Source organism: Bacillus sp. CCNWLW194, from assembly GCF_037120585.1.
GTDB classification, from domain to species: domain Bacteria; phylum Bacillota; class Bacilli; order Bacillales; family Bacillaceae_G; genus Bacillus_A; species Bacillus_A basilensis.
On the sequence record NZ_JBBBBL010000009.1, the window covers coordinates 231503 to 254022 of the forward strand.

A 22520-nucleotide genomic window follows, 5' to 3' on the forward strand; every position below is an offset into this window, starting at 1 on the left:
AGCCTATGTACTATAATTTCGACACTGGCTTAAAAACTCCTTCTAACTTTTTTAAAAAAATTAGTGGAATTGCGATTTTTTTATCGTTTTTTGTTGAAATGAAAAGATGCATCGTTTCTATCTTTATTTTATCCTATTAACATCATGAATAACGAATATAACTGTGGACAATTCGTTACAGAAAAGAAACAACTTTTTGACAACTTAACTCATAACAAAAACCCCTTGTAAAAACAAGAGGTTCTACATATATATAACGTTGCCACAAACGCAGCTTTCTCTTCCCAAAAACGATATCCCTACAGTTTTACAACATTAGCTGCTTGTGGTCCACGTGCTCCATCTACAATATCAAACTCAACTTGTTGCCCTTCTTCTAATGACTTATACCCATCTTGTTGAATAGCAGAAAAATGAACAAACACATCATCACCATCTTCACGCTCAATAAACCCAAATCCCTTTTCTGCATTGAACCATTTCACTCTTCCTTGCATGTTCATTCCATTCCCTTCACTCTAAAAATCAGGGCATTCGCCCCATAATTTGACTATAACGAATGACAACATATGAAGTCAAAGAAGACTTATCGTCTTTTTATTATCCCTTTCGACAGTTACAGATCAACTTCTACAGAGCGTCAAACTAGAAACTTCCCTTGCTCCTCTATCGTATAAAAGACTTCCAATTTGTCTAACTGTAATTCCTGTCGTATATACATCATCAACGAGTAAAATGCGTTGGCCATGAAACATCTCTTCTCCCTGAAAATAAAAAGGATTACTTCCTGAAAGCCTTTCTTTACGCGATTTCTTACTTTGCTTTTCTGTTTCCCTTCTTCTTAATGATGGATAAGAAACTTTGACAGGCAAACAAGTTGCTAATAACTCTGCCTGATTAAAACCACGTTCATACTCCCGTTCCCTACTAAGCGGAACAGCAATAACAGTTGAAACGACCGGAAAATACTTTTGAAATAGCTCCCGAAAAGATCGGTGAAAAATATGAACTAATTCCGCATCCCCCCGAAACTTAAACTGTGCTACTATTTCTTTCATCTCATCATCGTATACGTACAACGAACGATTTTTAAAAGGCCAATACTTTTCATCGTCCATCCACCTTATACAATCCATACAAATATCATCTTTTTTAAACAAATTAGAAATACGTTCTAAAGGTCGCCCACACTCCGTGCAAATTTCTCCTATAATATAGGAAAGCTTTTGCTCACATCTATCACATATATATTTTTCATGAGACTTTACAAAAAAGGTGTGCCAACTAACTATTTCTACAATATACTCATCACAAATTAGACAATACATTAATCGATCAATCCTTGTTCTTTCGCAATTTTGTTCATACTTTGAATATGTTTTTTCGCACGTACCATCGCCTCTGTCTTACCGTAATGAAAATAAATAACCTCACCATAAGGTTCTTCAAAACTACGACCTGCTCGGCCTGCAATTTGTACGAGCGCACTTTCCGAAAAGATTTCTTCTTCAGCCCCTAACACAGCCACTTGTAAGTTCTTCACAGTTACTCCTCTTTCTAAAATTGTCGTTGTAACTAATAACGGAATGTCTCCCTTTCTGAAAGATGCCACTTTTTCTTTTCTCATCGGATCTTCTGCATGTACGCCATCGATTCTATTATCCAACCCTTTCAATAACAGGCTTATTTCTTCTATATATCGCACATGAGGAACAAATAAAAAAATAGGATGCTTTTTGTTTAAGTGCATTTTTAACCATTGTAGTAACACGCGAGGAATTTTTTTATGATGAAGACTTTTCTTCCAATTTCCGCACCAACTAAATAGAGGAACTGGTAACGGATGACGATGGTATCTTCCTGAGACAATGATGCCTTTTTGTTTCCCCCTTCTGAAATTGCGCTTCCACTTTTCATCAGGGGTTGCAGTTAAATAAATACGCGCTACTTTCTCTTTCATCGCTTGTTGCACTGCATACCGTAACATTTGATCCGCATGATACGGGAAGGCATCTATCTCATCTACAATCATGACATGAAACGCTTTATAGTAACGTAACAGTTGATGAGTCGTTGCAACGACTAACGCTGCATCCTTTTCATGATCTACACTCCCTCCGTATAAAGCAGCTACATTTATACTCGGAAACACTTCTTGTAATCTCGGCGCTAATTCCAGTACAACATCCGTCCTTGGCGTTGCGATACAAACTCTTTCTCCTTTTTGAAGTGCCTCTGCAATACCGTAAAATAACATTTCTGTTTTTCCAGCCCCGCACACAGCCCAAATAAAAAAAGATTCTTTCTGCTTAATAGCTTCTATAACACCTTGCGCCGCCAACTGTTGACCAGTAGACAAAGTCCCGTTCCACTGTAACAAATTTAAACCTTTTTCTCCGTTTCTTTCAGCGATTCCTCGAACAAGTACAGTACATTCACTAACTCTCCCCATCGTTATACACTTCCGGCAATACGTACATACTTTACTGCACCTTTTGCATAAAAATGAGGCGAATAGCCGCTGCTCTATATTTCCACAGCGCTGACACGTATATTTAGAAGCTTTCTTTTTTATACCTTGTACACATACGACCTCTCCCTTCTTTTTCAAGTTATTTAAGTCCCTAAGTAGATCTGAAGAAAGTTCTTCTAATAGCAACTGCTTTCCAGCAAGCATCAGCAACCACCTCCAGCACCACTATAAACCTTTCTCATAATCTCGTAAAAACGCAAAAAAGCCGATAACCTACTTATAAAATAGTAAGCTATCGACTTTATACACATGTTTTATTCGATTATAAATCCTAGAATCTACCGTATCCTAAGAAATGTTTTTGGTTGTAGCTACTGCTTAAGCTAGCGTAAGCAATCCCTTTATCACCAGCATGAATCATTTGGCCATTACCAACGTAAATACCGATGTGAGATGGACCTGGCTTATAAGTACCTTGGAAGAATACTAAATCTCCAGGTTGTGGGCTACTTACTTTAGAAACTGAATTCCAGTAACCTGCAACGTCTTGACGTCCTACACCATAGATGTAAGAAATGAATCCACTACAGTCAAAACCACCGTTTGATGGAGATGCACTTCCCCAAACATATGGTAAGCCTAAGTAGCCTTGCGCTTTACCAATTACGCCACCCGCATTTGGAGTTGGTGCTGGCTCTGGTTTTTTCGTTTCTTGCTTAGGTGCTTCTTTTTTAGGCTCTTCTTTTTTAGGTTCTTCCTTTTTAGGCTCTTCTTTTTGAGCTTGTCCACCGTTGTTTGCTGGTGCAGCTTGCTGAGCAGGTGCTTGCTGAGCTTGCGCATCTTTAGCAGCTTGTTCTGCTTGTTTTTGAGCAGCAGCTTCTTGTGCCGCTTTCTCTTGTGCTTCTTGTTCAGCAATACGTTGTAATTGTAATGCTTGTTTTTCAAGATCTTTCAATTGACTTTCCGTACTTGTCATTGAAGTTACAACTGTGTCCATTTTACCGCTTAAATCGTTTACTGCTGTTGCTTTTTTCGCTTTTTCAGCGTCAAGTTCTTTCTTAGCAGTTTCAATTTGAGCTTGTGCTTCTTTTAATTCTTTTTGCTTTGTTTTTACCGTTTCAACATCTTTTTTCACGTTCGCTTGGTCTTCTTGTTGTGTTTTCATGATATCTTCGTCAGACTCAAGAATTTTAGAAACAGAAGTTAAACGATCAACTAAATCTGCAACGTTTTTAGAGTTTACAAGAACTTCTGTTACAACATTTGTGTTTGGTTGTTCTTGAAGTGCAACTAAACGTTTTCTTAATAATTCTTCACGTTTTGCAATTTTCGTTTGTAGTTCTGCAATATCTTTATTTTTCTTTTCGATTAACTGCTCAGTATCCGCAACTTTTTTCGTTGTTTCATCAAGCTTTGAAGCATTCTCTTGGACAGACTTATCTAAACCTTGAATTGTTTTGTTTAAGTCGTTCATTTGTTTTTGTAATTCATCACGTTCTTGTTGTTGTTTATGTAAAGTATCATTTTGTGTGTTAATTTGTGATTTCACGTCAGAAATTTTATCTTCTGCAAATACATTTGGTGTTAGTCCTGAAAACATTAACCCTGCAACTAATGCGCAAGATGCCATTTTTAGCTTTTTCATTTTATTTTTTACACCGCTTTCTTTTTTCTTTTTCCGTATATAACCTATAAAATTTATACCATAATTCGGGATTTTTTTTGCTAATGTTACGCTTTTGTAAAACAAATGTAATATTATATGTAACACTATCGCAAAATATGCATATTTTTGTATGTATGTGTAGAAATTTAAAAGCTTTTTATAAGCAAAGAAAAAACGCAAGGTTTCCCTTACGTTTTGTTAAATATACTAATACGGATGAAATCAAAACGTTATTTCATCCATTTTTCAGCCCAATTTTGGACTTCATCCATAACACTTTCTAACGCTTTTCCCTTGTCCGTTAAACCGTACTCGATTCGAACTGGTACTTCTGGATAAACATTACGAACTACAATGCCTTCGCTTTCCAATTCCTTTAAACGCTCTGACAACATACGATCGCTCATATTCGGTATAATATCTGCGATTTCTCTAAAACGCTTTGACTCTTCAAGCAAAGATTTAATAATTAAGCCAGTCCATTTCTTACTAAGCAAAGTAAAAGCTGACTCAAACTTTGGACATAAACAAGAATTATGCTCCATATGTTTCACCTCTCTTCTATTATAATATAGTTTCTTGTAAAAAGTAAGTTATAAAACTTTCCTCATTATTTTATTTTACGTACATTTTACCATTTCCAAATATTAACTTGTCAACTTCATGTAAAATATCCGTAAAAAAACCCTCTTCCATAAGAGAGCTTTTTATATCTTTATTACTTCGTATACCATCCAAGACCTAATGCACCTTCACCTAAATGCGTACCAATTACAGCACCGAAATAACCTGTACGGATTGTAACATGAGGATATTTTGCTTCTAATTCTTTCTTCCATTCAATCGCTTCCTCTTCACGTTGCGCATGAATGATAACTGCTTCCATAGGTACACCTTTACTTGCTTGCTCATCAAAAATTTCGATGATACGTTTTAACGCTTTTTTACGCGTACGGATTTTTTCAAACGGAATAATGATTTTTTCTCTAAAATATAAAACCGGCTTCACTTGTAACAGACTACCAATGAAAGCTTGCGCGCTATTTAATCGTCCTCCACGTTGTAAATGGTGTAAATCATCTACTACAAAATAAGCGTCCATCGTTTTCTTCATTTCATCAAAACGGGCGATAATCTCTTTTGGATCCTTTCCTTCGCTTGCTAGCCTTGCACCTTCACGCACATAGAATCCTTGTACTTCACAACTAATTTCAGAATCGTACGTATATACATCAATGCCCTCAACCATCTGTCCAGCTGTCGTTGCCGTTTGATATGTACCACTAATTCCACTTGAAAGATGAATGCTAATAACTGCATCGTAATCCTTAGATAATTGTTCATATAGCTCAACAAACTTTCCGATTGCTGGTTGAGAAGTTTTCGGAAGTTCTTCTTGCTCACGTACTTTTACATAAAAATCATCTGCTGAAATTTCAGCTTCTTCTTGATAAGATTCCGTTCCAAATACAACGTTTAATGGAATCATATATATATTGAGTTCATCACGAATATGCTTCGGTATATATGCTGTACTATCAGTAACAATAGCTGTTTTCATTTGCGTACCTGCCTTATAAAAAAGTTTTTATTTCCTAATTTTACACGAAAACTAAAAATGGTGCATCCATACATGAAAATGCCGGTTTGAAATTATACTCATCATCTCGACAAATTACAACAAAAAGGTAAAATACTCACCAAAAATTTCAACTTATTTATAAAAAATGTTTGAATATAAAAACGCCCGCTTTTAAAATGTAAAGTACTAGTCATTTTGATGGATAGGGGCGTATACAAGTGTTATTACAATATTTAACAATAAAAGACTACGGTGAACACGAAATTGTTATTCAAAAATCAAGATTCATCTGTTATGTTAGTCGTGCTACAACCGAAGAAGAAGCTCAAGAATTCATACAAAAAATCAAAAAACAAAATTGGAATGCCACACATAATTGTTCTGCGTATTTAATTGGCGAACAAGATCAAATCCAAAAAGCAAACGATGATGGCGAACCTAGCGGTACAGCTGGTGTACCTATGTTAGAGGTACTAAAAAAACGCGGTTTAAAAAATACCGTCGGTGTCGTTACCCGCTATTTTGGTGGCATCAAACTGGGCGCTGGTGGTTTAATTCGCGCATATGGAAAATGTACAAGCGAAGGCATTAATCACGTCGGTGTTGTCGAGCGAAAACTAATGCGTGTTATGCAGACCGAGATTGATTACACATTACTTGGCAAAATTGAAAATGAATTGCGTAATTCAAAATATGCCATTAAAGATATACATTATCTCGAAAACGTCACATTTGATACGTATGTAGAAGAAGATGGAAAACAAGCATTCACAGATTGGATGATTGAATTAACAAATGGGAAATGTACAATTACAGAAGGAGATATGTTGTACTTAGAACAAGATGTTATCTAAGAATAACTACATCATCACCTTTAAATATTAATGTAGTGAATTACTTTCCTACAAATGAACTAAGGAGATTATATATGGAAGAACGTTATTATCATCTCCAAAATAGCAGAATAAAAAAGAAACGAAGAAGAAAGTTTTTCTACTTCCTCATTTTCTTATTTTTATTTGGTAGTGTAGGACTTTATATATTAAATTCCTACTCTTCTCTCATGGGGATGTATAGTGGTTTTACTCGTGAAAAATCGGATTTGAGAACCGCAGATGTAGAAATTACAAAAGAGCCTTTTACAATCCTTATTATGGGTATAGAAGATTATGCAACAGACGGTCAAAACGGTCGTACAGATTCATTAATGTTTGCGACAGTCAATCCAAAAACGCAAAAGATATCACTTATGAGTATCCCTCGTGATAGTCGTGTTCCAATTGTCGGAAAGAATAAAGAGGACAAAATTAATGCTGCGCACGCTTACGGCGGAGAAGAAATGGCAATCAAAACGGTCGAAGGTTTTCTAAAAGTGCCTGTAGACCATTATCTTAAAATTGATTTCCAAGGCTTTAAAGGTATTGTTGATGCTGTTGGCGGTGTTACTGTTGATGTCCCCTTCGATTTTTGGGAGCGTTCAGACGTGGATTACTACAAAAAAATTGAATTTAAGCAAGGGCAACAAGAATTAAATGGTGAAGAAGCACTCGCTTACGTTCGTATGCGAAAGCAAGATCCAAATGGTGATTATGGTCGGGCCGCTAGACAAAGACAATTACTAGCTGCTGTTGCTCAAAAACTAAATTCCACCTCTACCGTATTTAAAATTAAAGATTTGACAGAAGTCGTTGGAAAATATATAAAAACTGACATTCCTATTTCAGATGGCCTTGCTCTTTACAATAAACTCTCTGGGTTTGATCCTTCTACAATGCAAACGTTCAAACTTGAAGGAGAAGACAAAAAAGTAGGTGGTATTTATTACTTCCTTCCAGATCCAATCGGTGTAGAGACAGTACGTAACGAAATAAAAAAAGAATTAGGAGAAACAGCAAACTCTCAAGAAAATTCAACAACAAAAACCGAATCAAATCCTTCTTCAAATTCTAACTCTAACGAAAAGGCAAAGAAAGAAACGGACCAAAATCAGAACAAGACACAAACTGAGCCCCCTCCTTCTACGAATGCTCATGCAGAGTGGATTATGAGAAATCAGCAATAAAAAAGAGCCAAATCGTATATGATTTGGCTCTTTTTATTTACTTATTAAAGTGTTGTAAAATTGCTTCTACAATACGCTCTGATGCACGACCATCACCGTATGGGTTAGATGCTTTTGACATCTTATCATGAGCTTCTTTGTCTGATAACAACTCATCAGCAAGACTAAAGATTGTCTCTTCGTCTGTTCCTGCTAATTTCAATGTCCCTGCTTCAATACCTTCTGGGCGCTCTGTTGTATCACGAAGAACAAGAACCGGTACACCTAATGACGGTGCTTCCTCTTGTACCCCACCAGAATCAGTTAACATTAAGTATGAACGAGCTGCAACATTGTGGAAATCAATTACATCTAGCGGCTCAATTAAATGAATGCGGCCATGATCCCCTAAAATATCATTCGCTGTTTCACGAACAACAGGGTTCATATGAACAGGATACACAACTTGTACGTCTTCATGCTTATCAACAAGACGCTTAATTGCACGGAACATGTTACGCATTGGCTCTCCTAAGTTTTCACGACGGTGAGCTGTCATAAGTACAAGACGATCATTCCCAAGTTTCTCTAGTACAGGATGACTATATGTTTCTTTTACAGTCGTTTTTAGTGCGTCAATCGCTGTATTTCCTGTTATGAAAATGCTTGACTCATCTTTATTTTCTTTCTGTAAGTTCGTTGCTGATTTTGCTGTAGGTGAGAAATGAAGATCTGCCATTACACCTGTTAATTGACGATTCATCTCTTCTGGGTATGGAGAATATTTATCCCATGTGCGAAGTCCTGCCTCGACATGACCTACTGGAATTTGATTATAGAAAGCAGCCAAGCTTGCAATAAATGTTGTCGTTGTATCACCATGTACAAGTACGATATCCGGCTTTGCTTCTTTCATTACTTTATCCAAACCTTCTAAACCACGTGTTGTAATATCAATTAAAGTTTGGCGATCCTTCATAATATTCAAATCGAAATCTGGCGTAATTCCAAAGATACTTAATACTTGATCTAACATTTGACGATGTTGTGCTGTTACAGTCACAATTGATTCAATTTTATCTGGATGCTTTTGCAACTCTAATACAAGAGGTGCCATTTTAATTGCTTCTGGACGTGTCCCGAAAATTGTCATTACTTTTAAACGTTCAGTCATTTCATTGCCTCTTTTCTTTCACTAGTTACGACTTCTATTATGACATATAAGAATATACATGAATACATACCTTTTTAACGAATAACGGAAAAGTCCCTCTTACAAATACTTTCTCTTCCAACAGAATAATAATCTATCTCTTGCTTCTTGACATCCTCATCAGTATAACAATTTCTTCCATCGAATAAAATAGGTTCTCTCATAAGTTGGGCGTACTTTTCTAACGGATAAGCTCGGATAGCCTCCCATTCTGTCATGATAAAAGCCGCACTTGCTCCTCTAATTGATTCATCTATACATTCACTATATTGTATAGTCTCCCCAAAGATATTTTTCATATTTTGAATCGCCTTCGGGTCATATAGAACTACATCCGCACCTATATTAATTAATTCTTGTATCATAATAAGGGATGGTGCATCTCTTATATCATCAGTATTCGGTTTAAATGACGCTCCCAGCACCGCAATCCGCTTCTTATTCATATTTATTACTTTCTTTGCTTTTTCAATCAATAACAACTGTTGTTTATTATTCACTTCAATGACTGCTTTTAACAAGCGAAAATCATGCGCCACATTCCCTGCAATTTGTACAAGAGCTTTCGTATCTTTTGGAAAACACGATCCCCCGTAACCAATGCCCGCATTTAAAAACGACGCACCAATTCTCTTATCCATTCCCATCCCTTGTGCAACGTCTAATATATTCGCTCCTACCTTCTCACATATATTTGAAATTTCATTGATAAAACTAATTTTTGTCGCTAAAAAGGCATTCGATGCATATTTAATCATCTCTGCACTTTTTATATCTGTAACATATGTTTTTAAGCGTAATTCATTATATAAATCCTCCACTTTTCGTGCCGTTTCCTCATTATCTGCTCCAATTACAATACGATCTCCTCGAAAAAAATCGTAAATACCTGAACCCTCCCGTAAAAATTCGGGATTCGATGCAATATGTAATTCATGTCTCCCCTGTAACTTCCCCTCAATCCATCCTCTAATCGTACCATTCGTCCCTACAGGAACAGTACTTTTTGTAACAACAATAATGTCGTTAGTCGCATATGTTCCAATATCAACACATGCACTTTGAATATATGTTAAATCCGCTGTCCCATCTAATAAAGATGGTGTTCCAACTGCGATAAATATGAACTCTGCATCGTTAAATGCTTCTTCTTTACTTGTTGTAAAAGTTAAACAGTTATTCTCATATGCTTCATTTATTAATTCATATAAACCAGCTTCATAAATAGGCAGATCCCCTTGTTTTATCCGTTCAATTTTCTCATCATTTATATCAAAACATGTAACCGAATGTCCCAATACTGCCAATCCTACTCCTGTAATCAATCCAACGTATCCGGTACCTATTATCGTAATTTTCATTTCCTTTTCGCACAGGAATATACAATAGAAAATATACGAATACATAGAATTCTCCCTGTGCTTCCCCCTCTCACATTAAAAATGAGAAAACTCTTTTACTTCTTTATTATATGAATTACTTTTTTCATTCTTTTTTAAGTTTTTGTAAAATTAAATAACTTCCACTAATTATTCGTTAAACCAATTGAGATTCTACAGGAATTAAGGCTCCCTGTTCATTCGGGATAAATTCCCACATTTTAACACGGAACTTACTCATTTCTACGTGTAACACTTATAATATTGAAATAAAAGTATTCACTATTAAAGAAAAAGAGAAAATGTCATATTTTAAAGCCCAATACGATTAACCTTCTCAAATGATTCAACATTCTGTATACAATTGTCATATATTCTATCTGCTTCCATTTACCGTAAAAACAAAAAAAGATTGAATTCTAATCTTTTTGTGATACCATATGTTATGAGCCTGTAAATAAACATCATAATTTTCAGATAAATATATTAAAAAAAATTACGTTAGACTATAAAAGGGTGGGGTATTAATGGACTCACAAGTGATTTATGCCATTTTGGCATCTTTCATCACTGTACTCGTCGTTACTCCTTTAGTTATTAAGTTAGCTTTTAAAATAGGAGCAACAGATAAGCCAAACGCGCGTAAAGTACATCAAAAGATCATGCCTCGTCTTGGCGGGTTAGCGATATTTATTGGTGTAGCTGTAGGATTTGTTGTCGGTGGCTTATATGAACAAAGAATGTTATCGATAACGCTAGGTGCGATTATCATTGTAATCATCGGTATTTTAGATGATATGTACGAGTTATCTGCGAAGGTAAAATTCGGTGGACAACTATTAGTTGCCATTATGATTGTAAAAAGTGGATTATTAGTGCAAGTATTATATATTCCAATCCTCGGGGATACTGAACTTGGATGGCTTGCTTACCCAATTACAGTATTTTGGATTGTAGGTATTACAAATGCAATAAACTTAATTGATGGCTTAGATGGATTATCTGCTGGTATTTCATCTATCGTACTTGCAACGCTAGCATATATGGCCTTCACTAGCCCATGGGGCACTGGAACAGCTATCATTTTACCTCTAGCACTAATTGCACTTGCAAGTACAATTGGATTTTTATTCTACAACTTCCATCCAGCAAAAATTTTCATGGGAGATACAGGCGCACTATTTTTAGGATACTGTATTTCTGTTATATCGTTACTTGGATTATACAAAAGTGTAACGTTATTCAGCTTTATCGTTCCAGTTATCATTTTAGGTGTACCTGTATTTGATACGACATTTGCAATTATCCGTCGTATCGTAAATAAAAAACCTATTTCAGCACCAGATAAATCGCATTTACATCACCGTTTACTTGCAATGGGCTTCTCTCATCGTAAAACGGTACTAATTATATACGCATTCGGTATTTTCTTTAGTGTAAATGCAATCATTTTCTCTAGTGCGACATTATGGTTATCCATTATTCTTCTTTTCGTTTTAATCTTCTTTACAGAGATTATCGCTGAAGTAATCGGGCTTGTACATGAACGTTACAAACCACTTATTTCCTTTTATAAAAAAGTGAAAAAACGCGAAGACTAATTGTAGTATAGCCTGTACAATTATGAAATATTCAAATAGCCTACTCTTTCTTATAAGAGTAGGCTATTTTTTTATTCATTATTTTACATTTCCAAAATATAGATTGTTTGAGAGTGTCGCTATTGGAGAAAGATATACATAATAAGAAAAGGATTATATTTTCTTTTTTACATCTTGATTGTCAAACTGAGGGTGAATGTTATGATCAAGCGAGTATTTCAATACATTATTTTATTTTTAATAATTACTATGTACGCGTCATCTCATGCAGGAGCAACTACTATTCCCCCTGCTGAACATCATCCAAATACTGAGACGACTTCTCCTACCAAAAAAATCGCGTACTTAACATTTGATGACGGACCAAACAAATATACTACACAAATTTTAAACATCTTAAAAGAAAAGAACGGAAAAGCAACTTTCTTTGTTATTGGTGGAAAAGTGCCACATTATAAAAAGACAATGCAAAGATTAATTAAAGACGGACATTATATCGGACTTCACAGTATGTCACACGATGTAAAACGTCTTTACACTGGTGATCCATCTGCTTTAATTACAGAAATGGAACAAACACAAAACATTGTTCAGCAAGTTACAAAATTAAATACACATCTCGTTCGTGTCCCGTATGGTAGCATGCCTTACTTAAAAAAGAATTACCGTGATGCGCTCGTATCAGCCCAGTATAAAATGTGGGATTGGACAATCGATACATACGACTGGAAAAGCTATGACAATCCTTCTGCCATACTAGAAAGGGTACGTAATCAGAGCGATGAACAAGTCGAAGTGATTTTAATGCATGATTCGAGTGTCACTGTACAAATACTGCCAAAAGTAATTGATTATTTACAGTCACAAGGATACAAACTTCTTCCCTATAATCCATCTTCTCATCTCGAAGTTAATTTTTGGAAAGACACAAGATTGTAACAGCTTTAGTGCCTATGTGCTAAAGCTGTTTTATTTTTCTCTTCCCACCCTTCCCATTTTTGTGTAAAATTTTAAATAGTGATGAAGTTTCGAGGTGAATAGAAATGAAACGAATAGATCTCATTTTTAACGCAATACAAAAAGGCAATTATACAGAAGGTGTAACCGCATCAGAACTCGCTACCCTGTTGCAACTAGATCGCGCCAATGTAAGTAGTGACTTAAACAAACTTGTAAAAGATACACGTTTATTAAAAACAAATACGCGTCCTGTTCGTTTTTATATAGAAACGAACACGTCGTTGGAAACGCATTCAAAAGAAGTGACTTCATTAGATACATTTGCTCTTGAAAATACAAGTCTTAAAATCGCAATTGAAAAAGCGAAAGCTTCTATTCTCTATCCTCCAAACGGTATGCACACTTTACTGCTGGGAGAAACAGGAGTCGGAAAATCTATGTTCGCTTCTTTAATGCACGAATATGCAATTGAAGTTGAACAGCTTCCTAAAAACGCACCATTTATCGTCTTTAACTGTGCTGATTACGCAAATAATCCACAGCTACTACTGGGGCAGTTATTTGGGATTAAAAAAGGAGCTTATACAGGGGCAAGTGATCAAAAAGGGTTAATTGAAAAAGCGCATGAAGGGATTCTTTTCTTAGATGAAGTACATCGCCTTCCTCCAGAAGGACAAGAAATGCTTTTCACCTTTATTGACCGCGGAGTATATCGCCGCCTTGGAGAAACAGAAAACGAGCGTAAAGCACAAGTATTAATTATTACTGCAACAACCGAAGAACCAAATTCATTTTTATTAAAAACATTTACAAGACGTATACCGATGACTGTCACACTGCCACCACTTCGTGAGCGTACACATAAAGAACGCTTTGCTTTATTACAACTATTTTTCACAAATGAAGCAATCCGCCTGCGAAAAGAAATTCACGTTAGCCCGAATGCAATGCGTGCTTTCGTCTTTTACAATTGTCCCAATAACATCGGTCAATTAAAAACGGATGTACAAATCGCCTGCGCGAAAGCCTACTCTGACTTCGTGACAAAGAAACGTGATTCTGTCTACGTTTCAAGTACAGATTTACCTTGGTATATGAAAGAAGGGCTATTCATTGAAAGAAAAAGCCGTCATATATACCAAATACCAAATGAAACATTTATATTTACAGGTGATGAAGGTTGGAGTAATCATAAAATAGAGAATGAAAAACAGTCTTCTATTTACGATTATATTGATTATAAATACGAAGAACTTCAAGCTCGCGGTATTGAAGAGGACGAATTAGAATTACTAATAGAAAATGATATTCAAAGCTTTTTCGTACAATATTTTAACCAAATGTCCAAAAAGACAAGTCATGAAAATGTTTTTAAAATTGTGGATCGTAATATCGTTTCCGTATGTGAAAAAATCGCGGAACTTGCTGAAAAGCATTTATCTAAAACGTTTGATGAAAAAGTATTTCTCGCTTTAAGTTTACATGTACAGACAACTCTACAACGTTTACAAGCTGGGAAACAAATTCATCACCCACAATTAAATCAAATTCGTACGAAATATAAAGAAGCTTTTTCCGTAGCTATGCAATGCATTCAACTACTGGAAGACGAATTACAAATAACAATGCCTATCGATGAAGCAGGCTTTTTAACAATGTTCTTCGTTGTTGATCCAATTCCTGCCTCACAAACAGAAGTAAAAGTATTAATATTAGCGCACGGCAACGGCATTGCAACAGAAATGGCAAATGTTGCAAACGAACTTCTCGGCATTGAGGAAGTAACCGGTATTGATATGCCGCTACATGAATCGCCGAAAGATTTCTTAGAGCGCGTGAAAGTGTATATGAAAACACTCCAAAATGTAAACGGGCTTCTCTTACTCGTTGATATGGGGTCGCTTGCTTATATTGGTGATATATTAGAAACTGAGTTCAAAATTCCGGTACGTGTTCTTTCCATGACTAGCACTCCACATGCACTAGAAGCAGCTCGAAAAGCTCAGCTTGGCTACTCGTTAGATGCATTATATGAAACCGTGAAGAACTTAACACCGTTTTACTTAAACGTACAAGAAGAAAAGAAAAAGCCACTATCACCAATGAAATCTGTTATTTTAACAGCTTGTTTAACTGGTGAGGGCAGTGCTTTAGCTATTCAAAAAATGTTAGAGAACTATTTGCGATTTGACAAAGACTTAATTGAAATTATTCCGATTAGTATCGTCCATGAAAAAGATTTAACGAAAATGATTGAGAACATAAAAAAAGAGCGGAATATCATTTGTATCGTCACAAATTTCGATGTGCAAGTTCCATGCTTAACATATCATTTTCAAGATATCGTAAACTACACAGCAATTCAGCCAATTCAAGAATTAATTACGTATGAAGAAACATATGCAAAAATGGCTGACATTCTTGAACAACAAATGCAGCGTAACGACGGAGCATTACTTATTAAAACAATTCGTTACGCATTAAATACAATTCAAGAATTAATTTCCTTACAGCTAACTCCTGACAGCTTAATGGGTGTTATTCTGCATATGAGCTGTATGGTTGACCGTCTTCAAAAAGGAGAAAGCCTCCTCCCTCATCCAGATAAAGAGAAGCGAAGACAGGATGAATACTGGATGTATATGAAAGTGAAAAAGGCATTGCAACCGATTGAAAATACATTTGAAATACAAATACCCGATGACGAAGTGTTTTATATCATGGACTTCTTCATAAAAAATCAACCTGTAAAAAATTAATCGAGACAGTATTTTAAATATATCGACCGTAATGCGAATTATATGAGCGATTTTCAAAATATATCGATTTACCAACAATAATCGCTAAAATTTGTACCTCATAGCAAAAAAGGCTGTTCCAAAATATGGACAGCCTTTTTTCTACTTCTTTACTTTCCTAATTCTCCCCCTGATTTCGCCCTTCTTATTGGACTTCGTATAAACATTTACATATACGTTCGCCTGAATGATTTCTTGAAGTAAGCTATCAAACGCTCTCCCCTGTAAAGGCCCTTCAAAATCCGCCACATTGACTACACCCGTCACGGCTCCTTCATTTACACTAATACCTTGCTTTAATGGGCCAAATAAGCTTAAAACAATTGGACCAATTTGATCTGCTTTCCCTAAATGAATTTGGCATGATGTAACTTTTTCGATGTTTTTCAATATGACCCGATATTGCAACTTCTTTAAATCATCACTAAATATAAACTCTGCTACACCATAAGCTTCTGTATTTACAGGAGGTATTTCCCTCTTACCTGTTAACCTCGCAAAGAAATGTGTTGTCATACGGGCATTCTCCTTATATAAATTTCCCAGCACTACTTCTACTACTTTATGGTTTATACATAATCATTTATGACTTTTTAAAGCCTTAATTACAAAGAAAAGATTCACACAATCTTTACATTAGAATCGTTCCTTTTGCTTTACTATCTCTTGTATAATGCACTTAGAAAAACATTCTAGGAGGGCATTTTGAAAAATAACAAATACACTTTTCACACATTATTAGAGATTTTTTTCGTCTCATTTAAATTAGGACTTACTTCATTTGGTGGTCCTGTCGCCCATCTTGGGTATTTCCACCACGAATATGTGCAAAAAAGAAAATGGATGGATGAACGAAGCTATGGAGATTTAGTAGCACTATGTCAATTCCTTCCTGGTCCTGCTAGCAGTCAAGTCGGTATGGGAGTTGGGTTATTAAGAGGCGGGGTATTAGGAGCTATTATTTCATGGATTGGATTCACTTTACCGTCTGTGCTTGTTTTAGTTTTCTTCGCCTCATTCCTTAATCAGTTCGATCTTGGAAGTGCTGGCTGGATTCATGGACTAAAACTTGTAGCAGTCGCTATTGTCGCTCATGCCATATGGGGAATGGCACAAAAATTAACGCCAGACCGAAATCGTGCGACGATCGCTATTGTAACTGCCGCAGTCGCCTTACTATGGCCAAATAGCTGGACACAAGTCATTCTCATTGTAGTATCTGGCTTTATCGGCTGGTTTTTATATCGCAACCAACCAATTAGCCAATCTCAAAATATAAAAGTACCTATTTCAAAAAAGATAGCAGTTTCTTGTCTCATCTTATTCTTCGGGCTATTAGTACTGCTACCAATATTAAGACCGTTCTCTTATTACATCGCTTTATTTGATAGTTTCTATCGGTCTGGCGCACTTGTATTTGGAGGTGGACACGTCGTGCTGCCCCTTCTTGAAGGTGAGTTCGTACAAAATGGAATGATGACGAAAGAACAATTCCTAGCTGGATACGGATTAACACAAGCAGTACCAGGACCACTATTTACATTCGCCTCTTATATAGGAGCAGTGCTAAACGGGACACTTGGGGCAATACTCGCAACAATTGCAATCTTTCTTCCTGCTTTCTTGCTCGTTATTGGTGTTTTACCATTTTGGGACAGTGTGAGAAAAATATCTTACATACAAGGCGCACTACTTGGAGTCAATGCAGCCGTTGTCGGTATTTTATTAGCAGCTTTTTATGACCCTATTTGGACAAGCACAATCATGAACGCTGTAGATTTTGTTTTTGCGTCTCTTCTATTTTGCTTGCTCGCTTTTTGGAAAACACCACCTTGGGTTATCGTTATACTTGGAGCCTTCGGCGGATATATTCTATCCATTTTGTAAACAAAAAACGACGGCATTATGTAGCCGTCGTTTTTTTATTAAAACTTCACAAGCTCTATTCCTTCTGGTAACTCGCTCTCTGTTAAAATACGTAATTCTTTCACACGATCCATTACGTAAGAAGAACGCTTCACAAGCTCTGGATCAATATAAGCTGGATGAACCATAATTTCTACCGTTTGCTCACCTTGTACTCTTTCTTTTAACTTCACAAAATAATCTTCCGTCACACCATCCGCATAAAAGTCACTATAAAACACGTCAGAAAATGGACGCACTGCTCGCTCTTCTTCACAACGACGAATTGGAACATTATATTTAGTAGCTAATCTTTCAAGAACATCGTGCAAAATTGGCAATCCATGTACATGATGATGACTATCTAAATGAGTTGGTTTTAATCCGTAAGATAGGAATTTCTCAATTTGAGCAGTCCACTCACTCTCAACTTCTTCTGGATTTACCTTCCCTTCCCATACGACGCCTTGTTTATGAAACACCCCATCGCTACTTACAAGTGATGGTACGTCTCCAAGAAGCGGTTTTCCTGCCGTTAATACGAGATGTACTCCTATCCCTAACGTTTTATACTCTTTTGCTAAGCGTACCGCATGCTCTGTTCCTGGCATATTCATCATCATCGTCGTTGAATTTACAAGTCCATTTATATGCCCATCAATAATACCGTAATTTGTACCTTCTGTAAGACCGAAATCATCTGCATTTACAATTAACTTAATCATCGTAATACCTCCTATTGAAATAAAAAAAGCGGGCTAAATAGCGCCGCTTTTATTTCTCTATCTTTTTGAAGAACTGCGGAAGATGTTCTTTATGTGCTTCCAACATTTCATCTAAAATTTGTTTTGCAACTTTATCTGATGGTACAAGTGGATTAATTGTCATAGCAAGCAGCGCCTTATGATAATCCCCTGTAACAGCAGCTTCAATTGTTGTGCGCTCAAATGATTTAATTTGTTGTACTAAACCGCGAACTGGTACTGGAAGATCTCCAACTGCAATTGGTTTTGGACCTTCTTTCGTAATAATACAGTTCACTTCAACAGCAGAATCATGTGGTAAGCTTGCAATTGTTCCATTGTTTCGTGTATTAACAGGCTGGATATCACCTTTATTATTGTAAATAGACGTAATTAAGCTACATGCTGCATCACTATAATAAGCGCCGCCACGTTTTTCTAATTGTGGTGGTTTAATATCTAAGTTCGGGTCTTTATATAACTCGAATAAATCATCTTCTAATTGTTTTACTACTTCTGCACGTGTACCTTTTTCAACCGAAGCTTCTTTCTCTTCTTCTAGCATTTCACGTGTTTTGTAGTAGTAACGATGGTATGGACAAGGAATTGCACGAAGGCCGCGAATAAAATCTGGCTCCCAGTTAAGCGCAGCGATATTTTCCATCGTAATTTGCTTTTCTGGATCTGTTACAAGCTCTAACACACGATCCATTACACTTACGCCATCTAAATATACGTCTAGTCCGTATACCATATGGTTTAAACCTGCGAAGTCAACATGTACACGACTTGCATCTACTTCAAGTAATCTCGCAAGACCCATACGGATTCCGATTGGAACGTTACATAGACCAACTACTCTTTGAATATTTGTATAACGAAGAACAGCTTCTGTTACCATACCAGCTGGGTTTGCAAAGTTAATTAACCATGCATTCGGACAAAGCTCCTCCATATCCTTACAAATATCTAAAATAACAGGAATCGTTCTCAACGCTTTGAATAAACCACCAGGACCATTCGTTTCCTGACCGATTACATCATATTTTAATGGGATTGCTTCATCTTTTGCACGTGCTTCTAATAAACCTACGCGAAGCTGCGTCGTTACGAAATCAGCACCCTTTAATGCCTCACGGCGATCAAGTGTTAAATGAACCTCGATTGGTAAACCTGATTTTTTCACCATACGCTTCGCTAAGTTACCAACGATTTCTAACTTTTCTTTTCCTGCCTCAATATCTACTAACCAAATTTCACGAACAGGAAGCTCATCATAGCGTTTAATAAATCCTTCAATTAACTCTGGTGTATAACTAGATCCACCGCCGATTGTAGCAATTTTAATTCCAGTCATGTTTTATTCCCCTTTCGCTTCAAGCTTTTTATAAAGATCGATAAACTCTGCTGCTAATTCTTTTACTGTAATCGCATTCATTAAATGATCTTGTGCGTGAATTAAAAGAACACTAATCTCTGTTTTTTCTCCTCTTGCTTCTGATTGTATGAGCTCTGTTTGGAAATGATGCGCTTCATTAATCGCTTCTTTCGCCTTTACCATCGCTTCATCAGCTTCTGCCATTTTCCCCTTTTTGGCAAATTGAAGTGCCTCCATTGCAAAGCTTCGTGCATTACCACTATTTAAAATTAATTGGAATGGAATTTGTTCTGCTGTAGTCATCATAATTACCGCCCTCTCTATTATGGTTCAACCGATTTACATACCCCTTCAGTTTGAACATGTCTATTAAATTATTATTTTATGAATGATAGTTTGGTGTTCTTGTAGATGGGTTTCATCTTTTTGAACATGATATAAAGGTAATTGTTCTCACAGATCATGTTGTCTGTGAGAACAATTACTATGTTACATAGGTACAGAGTTGTTATTTCCTTGTGCTGCTGCTTTTTCAGTACGAACAACAGAACGGTCACATAACACAACGAATGGATAATAGATTACCATCGCAATTACAAAGTTGAATAACTGTAGAATTGCACCTGAAAGATGTCCACCTGTTACAAGATAACCACTAATAATTGGTGGTGTTGCCCATGGAATCATCACAACTGTTTTTGGTACCCAGCCAATAGATATAGCTGTATAAGAAGTAATTACTAATACAATTGGTGTTATGATAAACGGTAAGAATAAAATTGGATTTAAAATAATTGGTGTACCAAAGATTACTGGTTCGTTAATGTTGAATGCACCTGGACCAATTGATAAACGAGATACACCGCGTAATTGTGCACTTTTTGCTACAAGTAATACAACTACTAAGAACGCTAATGTTGCACCAGAACCACCAAGATATACGAAAGTATCAAAGAACGGTTTTGTAACAATGTTTGGAACATCAAATGCAGATGTGCCACCTTTGAATAACTGCATATTTTTCTCTAATGCTGGTAAGTATAACGGCTCAATAATACCACCAACGATATTTGGACCATGTAAACCGAAGAACCAAAGAAGATGAACAAGGAGTACAATGACAATTGCACTTGGTAATGTCCCTGCTAAACTTTGCAGTGGCGATTGAATCGTATTAAAGATAAATTCATGAACACTTGTACCGGCTAATTTCACTGCTAATTGAATACCTGCAACTACTGTTAAAATAACAAATGCTGGAACTATAGCTGCGAAAGATCTTAAAACTGCTGGTGGTACTCCATCAGGCATTTTAAAAGTAATGTTTCTTTGTACGAAGAAACGGAATACTTCAGTAACAAGGAGTGCTACAATAATTGCTACGAATAACCCTTGTGCACCTGTCCAAGCTAAGTTCAATCCGCCTTCTTTCGGTGTTGTTGGCGTAAGAATAATTAACGCACCAAATGAAATAATACCTGCTGACAAACCATCAACGCCGTAAGATTTTGCTAAGTTATAACTTGTTGTAAATGCTATGATTAGTGCTAGAATCGCGAAAGAACCAGTCCACATTCCACCGCCAACTTGTTTCCACGTTTCACCAAACAAACCTTTCATGAAATCTTGGAAAGCCTCAGATGGAAAACCATTAATTAGTGATGCCAGTGCACCAACTAAAATAAGTGGCATAACTGCGATAAATCCGTCACGGATCGCAGCTAAGTGACGTTGCGATCCGATTTTACCAGCGACAGGAACAATATATTTCTCCATAAATGCAATAAACTTTTGCATTTCGCTTCCCCCCTAATTATTTTTTAAGTGTTAACGCGTGATCTAAAACTGCTTCTCCATTCATCATGCCGTAGTGCATTGGATTAATAACGTCGATTCCAACGTTTCTCTCATCAGCAAGCGTTTTCATTGAAGAAAGCATGTAACGAACTTGTGGTCCTAGTAATAATACATCTGCTTGATCGATATTGTTTTTTACTGCATCCCCAGATACAGCCCAAATCTTTCCTTCTAGACCGCGAGCTTTTGCAGCCGCTTCCATTTTTGTAACTAGTAAACTTGTAGACATCCCTGCTGAGCAACATAATAAAATATTCATTTGAAAATCCCCCTTGTGTAGTATAAAAAATTTATGTTTTATTTATTTTTCTTTACGCTATTTATTAATGCAATTAGCGTGCCAACTTTTTAAAACCACTAAAATCAGCACTTTTTCGACTGTTTTCTTTGTGTGTTAACGCTTTCAATTAGTGTGTCACTCAAAAAACACACAGTGTGTTATAAAACAACACGCTTTTAACACATAACTGTATGAAAATAGATTAGTGTTTAGTTGTCTAGTTGTGTTTAAAACAAAAAAACACTAAAAAAATTTTTTTAGCGTGAAAATCTATTAAAAATAAACTCCTCTTGAACACACTCCCTTATCTATTGTCCAAGCAGACTCTACTAAATTACATAGAATAGAATAAAATAACACAATTCGAAAGGGGATTCCTATGCCAAAACATAGAAAACAAAGCAAAATAAAGATTTATAGAATAACAAGCTATAAAAAAGACAAGCGTTCTGAATTAGACTCTGACAAATTCGAACTAGAACAGCAGGAGATAGAAAATAAGCAGGACAAGCATGGTAAACAGGACAAACTAGACAATCAGGACAAACTAGACAATCAGGACAAGCAAGACAATCAGGACAAGCAAGACAATCAGGACAAGCAAGACAATCAGGACAAGCAAGACAATCAGGACAAGCAAGACA

20 protein-coding genes and 1 pseudogene are annotated in these 22520 nt (G+C 36.3%); 7 read left to right on the forward strand and 14 right to left on the reverse strand.

The window, feature by feature from the left end; all coding sequences use genetic code 11:
* Positions 1–299: 299 nt before the first annotated feature.
* The 6 genes from cspC to V7S50_RS21275 form a co-directional block, all read right to left on the reverse strand.
* Complete coding sequence (gene cspC / locus V7S50_RS21250; RefSeq protein ID WP_001990088.1) at positions 300–497, reverse strand: cold shock protein CspC; 198 nt, start codon at positions 495–497, stop codon at positions 300–302.
* A 126-nt stretch (positions 498–623) separates the two neighbouring features.
* A complete protein-coding gene (locus V7S50_RS21255; RefSeq protein ID WP_242254926.1) occupies positions 624–1328 on the reverse strand; it encodes a ComF family protein in 705 nt (234 codons plus the stop codon).
* Positions 1328–2677 carry an ATP-dependent helicase ComFA gene (gene comFA / locus V7S50_RS21260; protein WP_242254928.1) on the reverse strand — a complete coding sequence of 450 codons (1350 nt, stop codon included), beginning with the start codon at positions 2675–2677 and terminating at the stop codon, positions 1328–1330. The genes V7S50_RS21255 and comFA overlap by 1 nt, the downstream gene beginning before the upstream one ends.
* A 127-nt stretch (positions 2678–2804) precedes the next feature.
* Complete coding sequence (locus V7S50_RS21265) at positions 2805–4223, reverse strand: C40 family peptidase (protein WP_242254929.1); 1419 nt, start codon at positions 4221–4223, stop codon at positions 2805–2807.
* Positions 4224–4369: 146 nt separating this feature from the next.
* Complete coding sequence (locus tag V7S50_RS21270; RefSeq protein ID WP_000400857.1) at positions 4370–4684, reverse strand: winged helix-turn-helix transcriptional regulator; 315 nt, start codon at positions 4682–4684, stop codon at positions 4370–4372.
* A 173-nt stretch (positions 4685–4857) separates the two neighbouring features.
* On the reverse strand, positions 4858–5700 hold the full coding sequence (locus tag V7S50_RS21275) for a DegV family protein (RefSeq protein WP_063221805.1): 843 nt from the start codon (positions 5698–5700) through the stop codon (positions 4858–4860).
* Positions 5701–5939: 239 nt separating this feature from the next.
* On the opposite strand from V7S50_RS21275, the gene V7S50_RS21280 reads away from it, so the two are divergent.
* Together V7S50_RS21280 and V7S50_RS21285 are read left to right on the forward strand one after the other, a co-directional pair.
* Complete coding sequence (locus tag V7S50_RS21280) at positions 5940–6575, forward strand: YigZ family protein (RefSeq protein ID WP_336376471.1); 636 nt, start codon at positions 5940–5942, stop codon at positions 6573–6575.
* 74 nt (positions 6576–6649) lie between these two features.
* Positions 6650–7783 (forward strand): LCP family protein, encoded by a 1134-nt coding sequence (locus tag V7S50_RS21285; protein ID WP_242254935.1) that lies wholly within the window; start codon positions 6650–6652, stop codon positions 7781–7783.
* A 37-nt stretch (positions 7784–7820) separates the two neighbouring features.
* On the opposite strand, the gene wecB is transcribed toward V7S50_RS21285, so the two are convergent.
* A complete protein-coding gene (wecB, locus tag V7S50_RS21290) occupies positions 7821–8936 on the reverse strand; it encodes a non-hydrolyzing UDP-N-acetylglucosamine 2-epimerase (RefSeq protein ID WP_242254937.1) in 1116 nt (371 codons plus the stop codon).
* 74 nt (positions 8937–9010) lie between these two features.
* Positions 9011–10381 carry a UDP-glucose dehydrogenase family protein gene (locus tag V7S50_RS21295; RefSeq protein ID WP_277930189.1) on the reverse strand — a complete coding sequence of 457 codons (1371 nt, stop codon included), beginning with the start codon at positions 10379–10381 and terminating at the stop codon, positions 9011–9013.
* Between the two features lie 500 nt (positions 10382–10881).
* On the opposite strand from V7S50_RS21295, the gene V7S50_RS21300 reads away from it, so the two are divergent.
* The 3 genes from V7S50_RS21300 (at position 10882) to V7S50_RS21310 (ending at position 15674) form a co-directional block, all read left to right on the forward strand.
* Complete coding sequence (locus tag V7S50_RS21300) at positions 10882–11955, forward strand: glycosyltransferase family 4 protein (RefSeq protein WP_000378310.1); 1074 nt, start codon at positions 10882–10884, stop codon at positions 11953–11955.
* 201 nt (positions 11956–12156) lie between these two features.
* On the forward strand, positions 12157–12894 hold the full coding sequence (locus V7S50_RS21305; RefSeq protein ID WP_242254941.1) for a polysaccharide deacetylase family protein: 738 nt from the start codon (positions 12157–12159) through the stop codon (positions 12892–12894).
* Between the two features lie 104 nt (positions 12895–12998).
* A complete protein-coding gene (locus V7S50_RS21310; protein ID WP_242254942.1) occupies positions 12999–15674 on the forward strand; it encodes a PRD domain-containing protein in 2676 nt (891 codons plus the stop codon).
* A 141-nt stretch (positions 15675–15815) separates the two neighbouring features.
* Here the strand turns inward: V7S50_RS21310 and exsM are convergent, their stop codons facing one another.
* A complete protein-coding gene (gene exsM / locus V7S50_RS21315; RefSeq protein WP_063221810.1) occupies positions 15816–16229 on the reverse strand; it encodes an exosporium regulatory protein ExsM in 414 nt (137 codons plus the stop codon).
* A 189-nt stretch (positions 16230–16418) separates the two neighbouring features.
* Here exsM and V7S50_RS21320 point away from each other — a divergent pair, with 189 nt between their 5' ends.
* On the forward strand, positions 16419–17600 hold the full coding sequence (locus V7S50_RS21320; RefSeq protein ID WP_242254944.1) for a chromate transporter: 1182 nt from the start codon (positions 16419–16421) through the stop codon (positions 17598–17600).
* Positions 17601–17638: 38 nt separating this feature from the next.
* Here V7S50_RS21320 and chbG read toward each other — a convergent pair whose 3' ends face one another.
* The 5 genes from chbG to V7S50_RS21345 form a co-directional block, all read right to left on the reverse strand.
* Positions 17639–18343, reverse strand: a complete 705-nt coding sequence (chbG, locus tag V7S50_RS21325) for a chitin disaccharide deacetylase (RefSeq protein ID WP_242254946.1) — start codon at positions 18341–18343, stop codon at positions 17639–17641.
* Positions 18344–18392: 49 nt separating this feature from the next.
* A complete protein-coding gene (gene celF / locus V7S50_RS21330; RefSeq protein WP_242254948.1) occupies positions 18393–19718 on the reverse strand; it encodes a 6-phospho-beta-glucosidase in 1326 nt (441 codons plus the stop codon).
* Positions 19719–19721: 3 nt separating this feature from the next.
* Complete coding sequence (locus tag V7S50_RS21335; protein WP_242254950.1) at positions 19722–20045, reverse strand: PTS lactose/cellobiose transporter subunit IIA; 324 nt, start codon at positions 20043–20045, stop codon at positions 19722–19724.
* Positions 20046–20228: 183 nt separating this feature from the next.
* Entirely contained in the window at positions 20229–21536 is a 1308-nt protein-coding gene (gene celB, locus V7S50_RS21340; RefSeq protein WP_001168824.1) for a PTS cellobiose transporter subunit IIC, read from the reverse strand.
* 16 nt (positions 21537–21552) lie between these two features.
* Complete coding sequence (locus V7S50_RS21345) at positions 21553–21855, reverse strand: PTS sugar transporter subunit IIB (protein ID WP_078994117.1); 303 nt, start codon at positions 21853–21855, stop codon at positions 21553–21555.
* A 400-nt stretch (positions 21856–22255) separates the two neighbouring features.
* Here V7S50_RS21345 and V7S50_RS21350 point away from each other — a divergent pair.
* Positions 22256–22520 (forward strand): annotated as a pseudogene (locus V7S50_RS21350) (polyamine aminopropyltransferase); the annotation flags it as partial.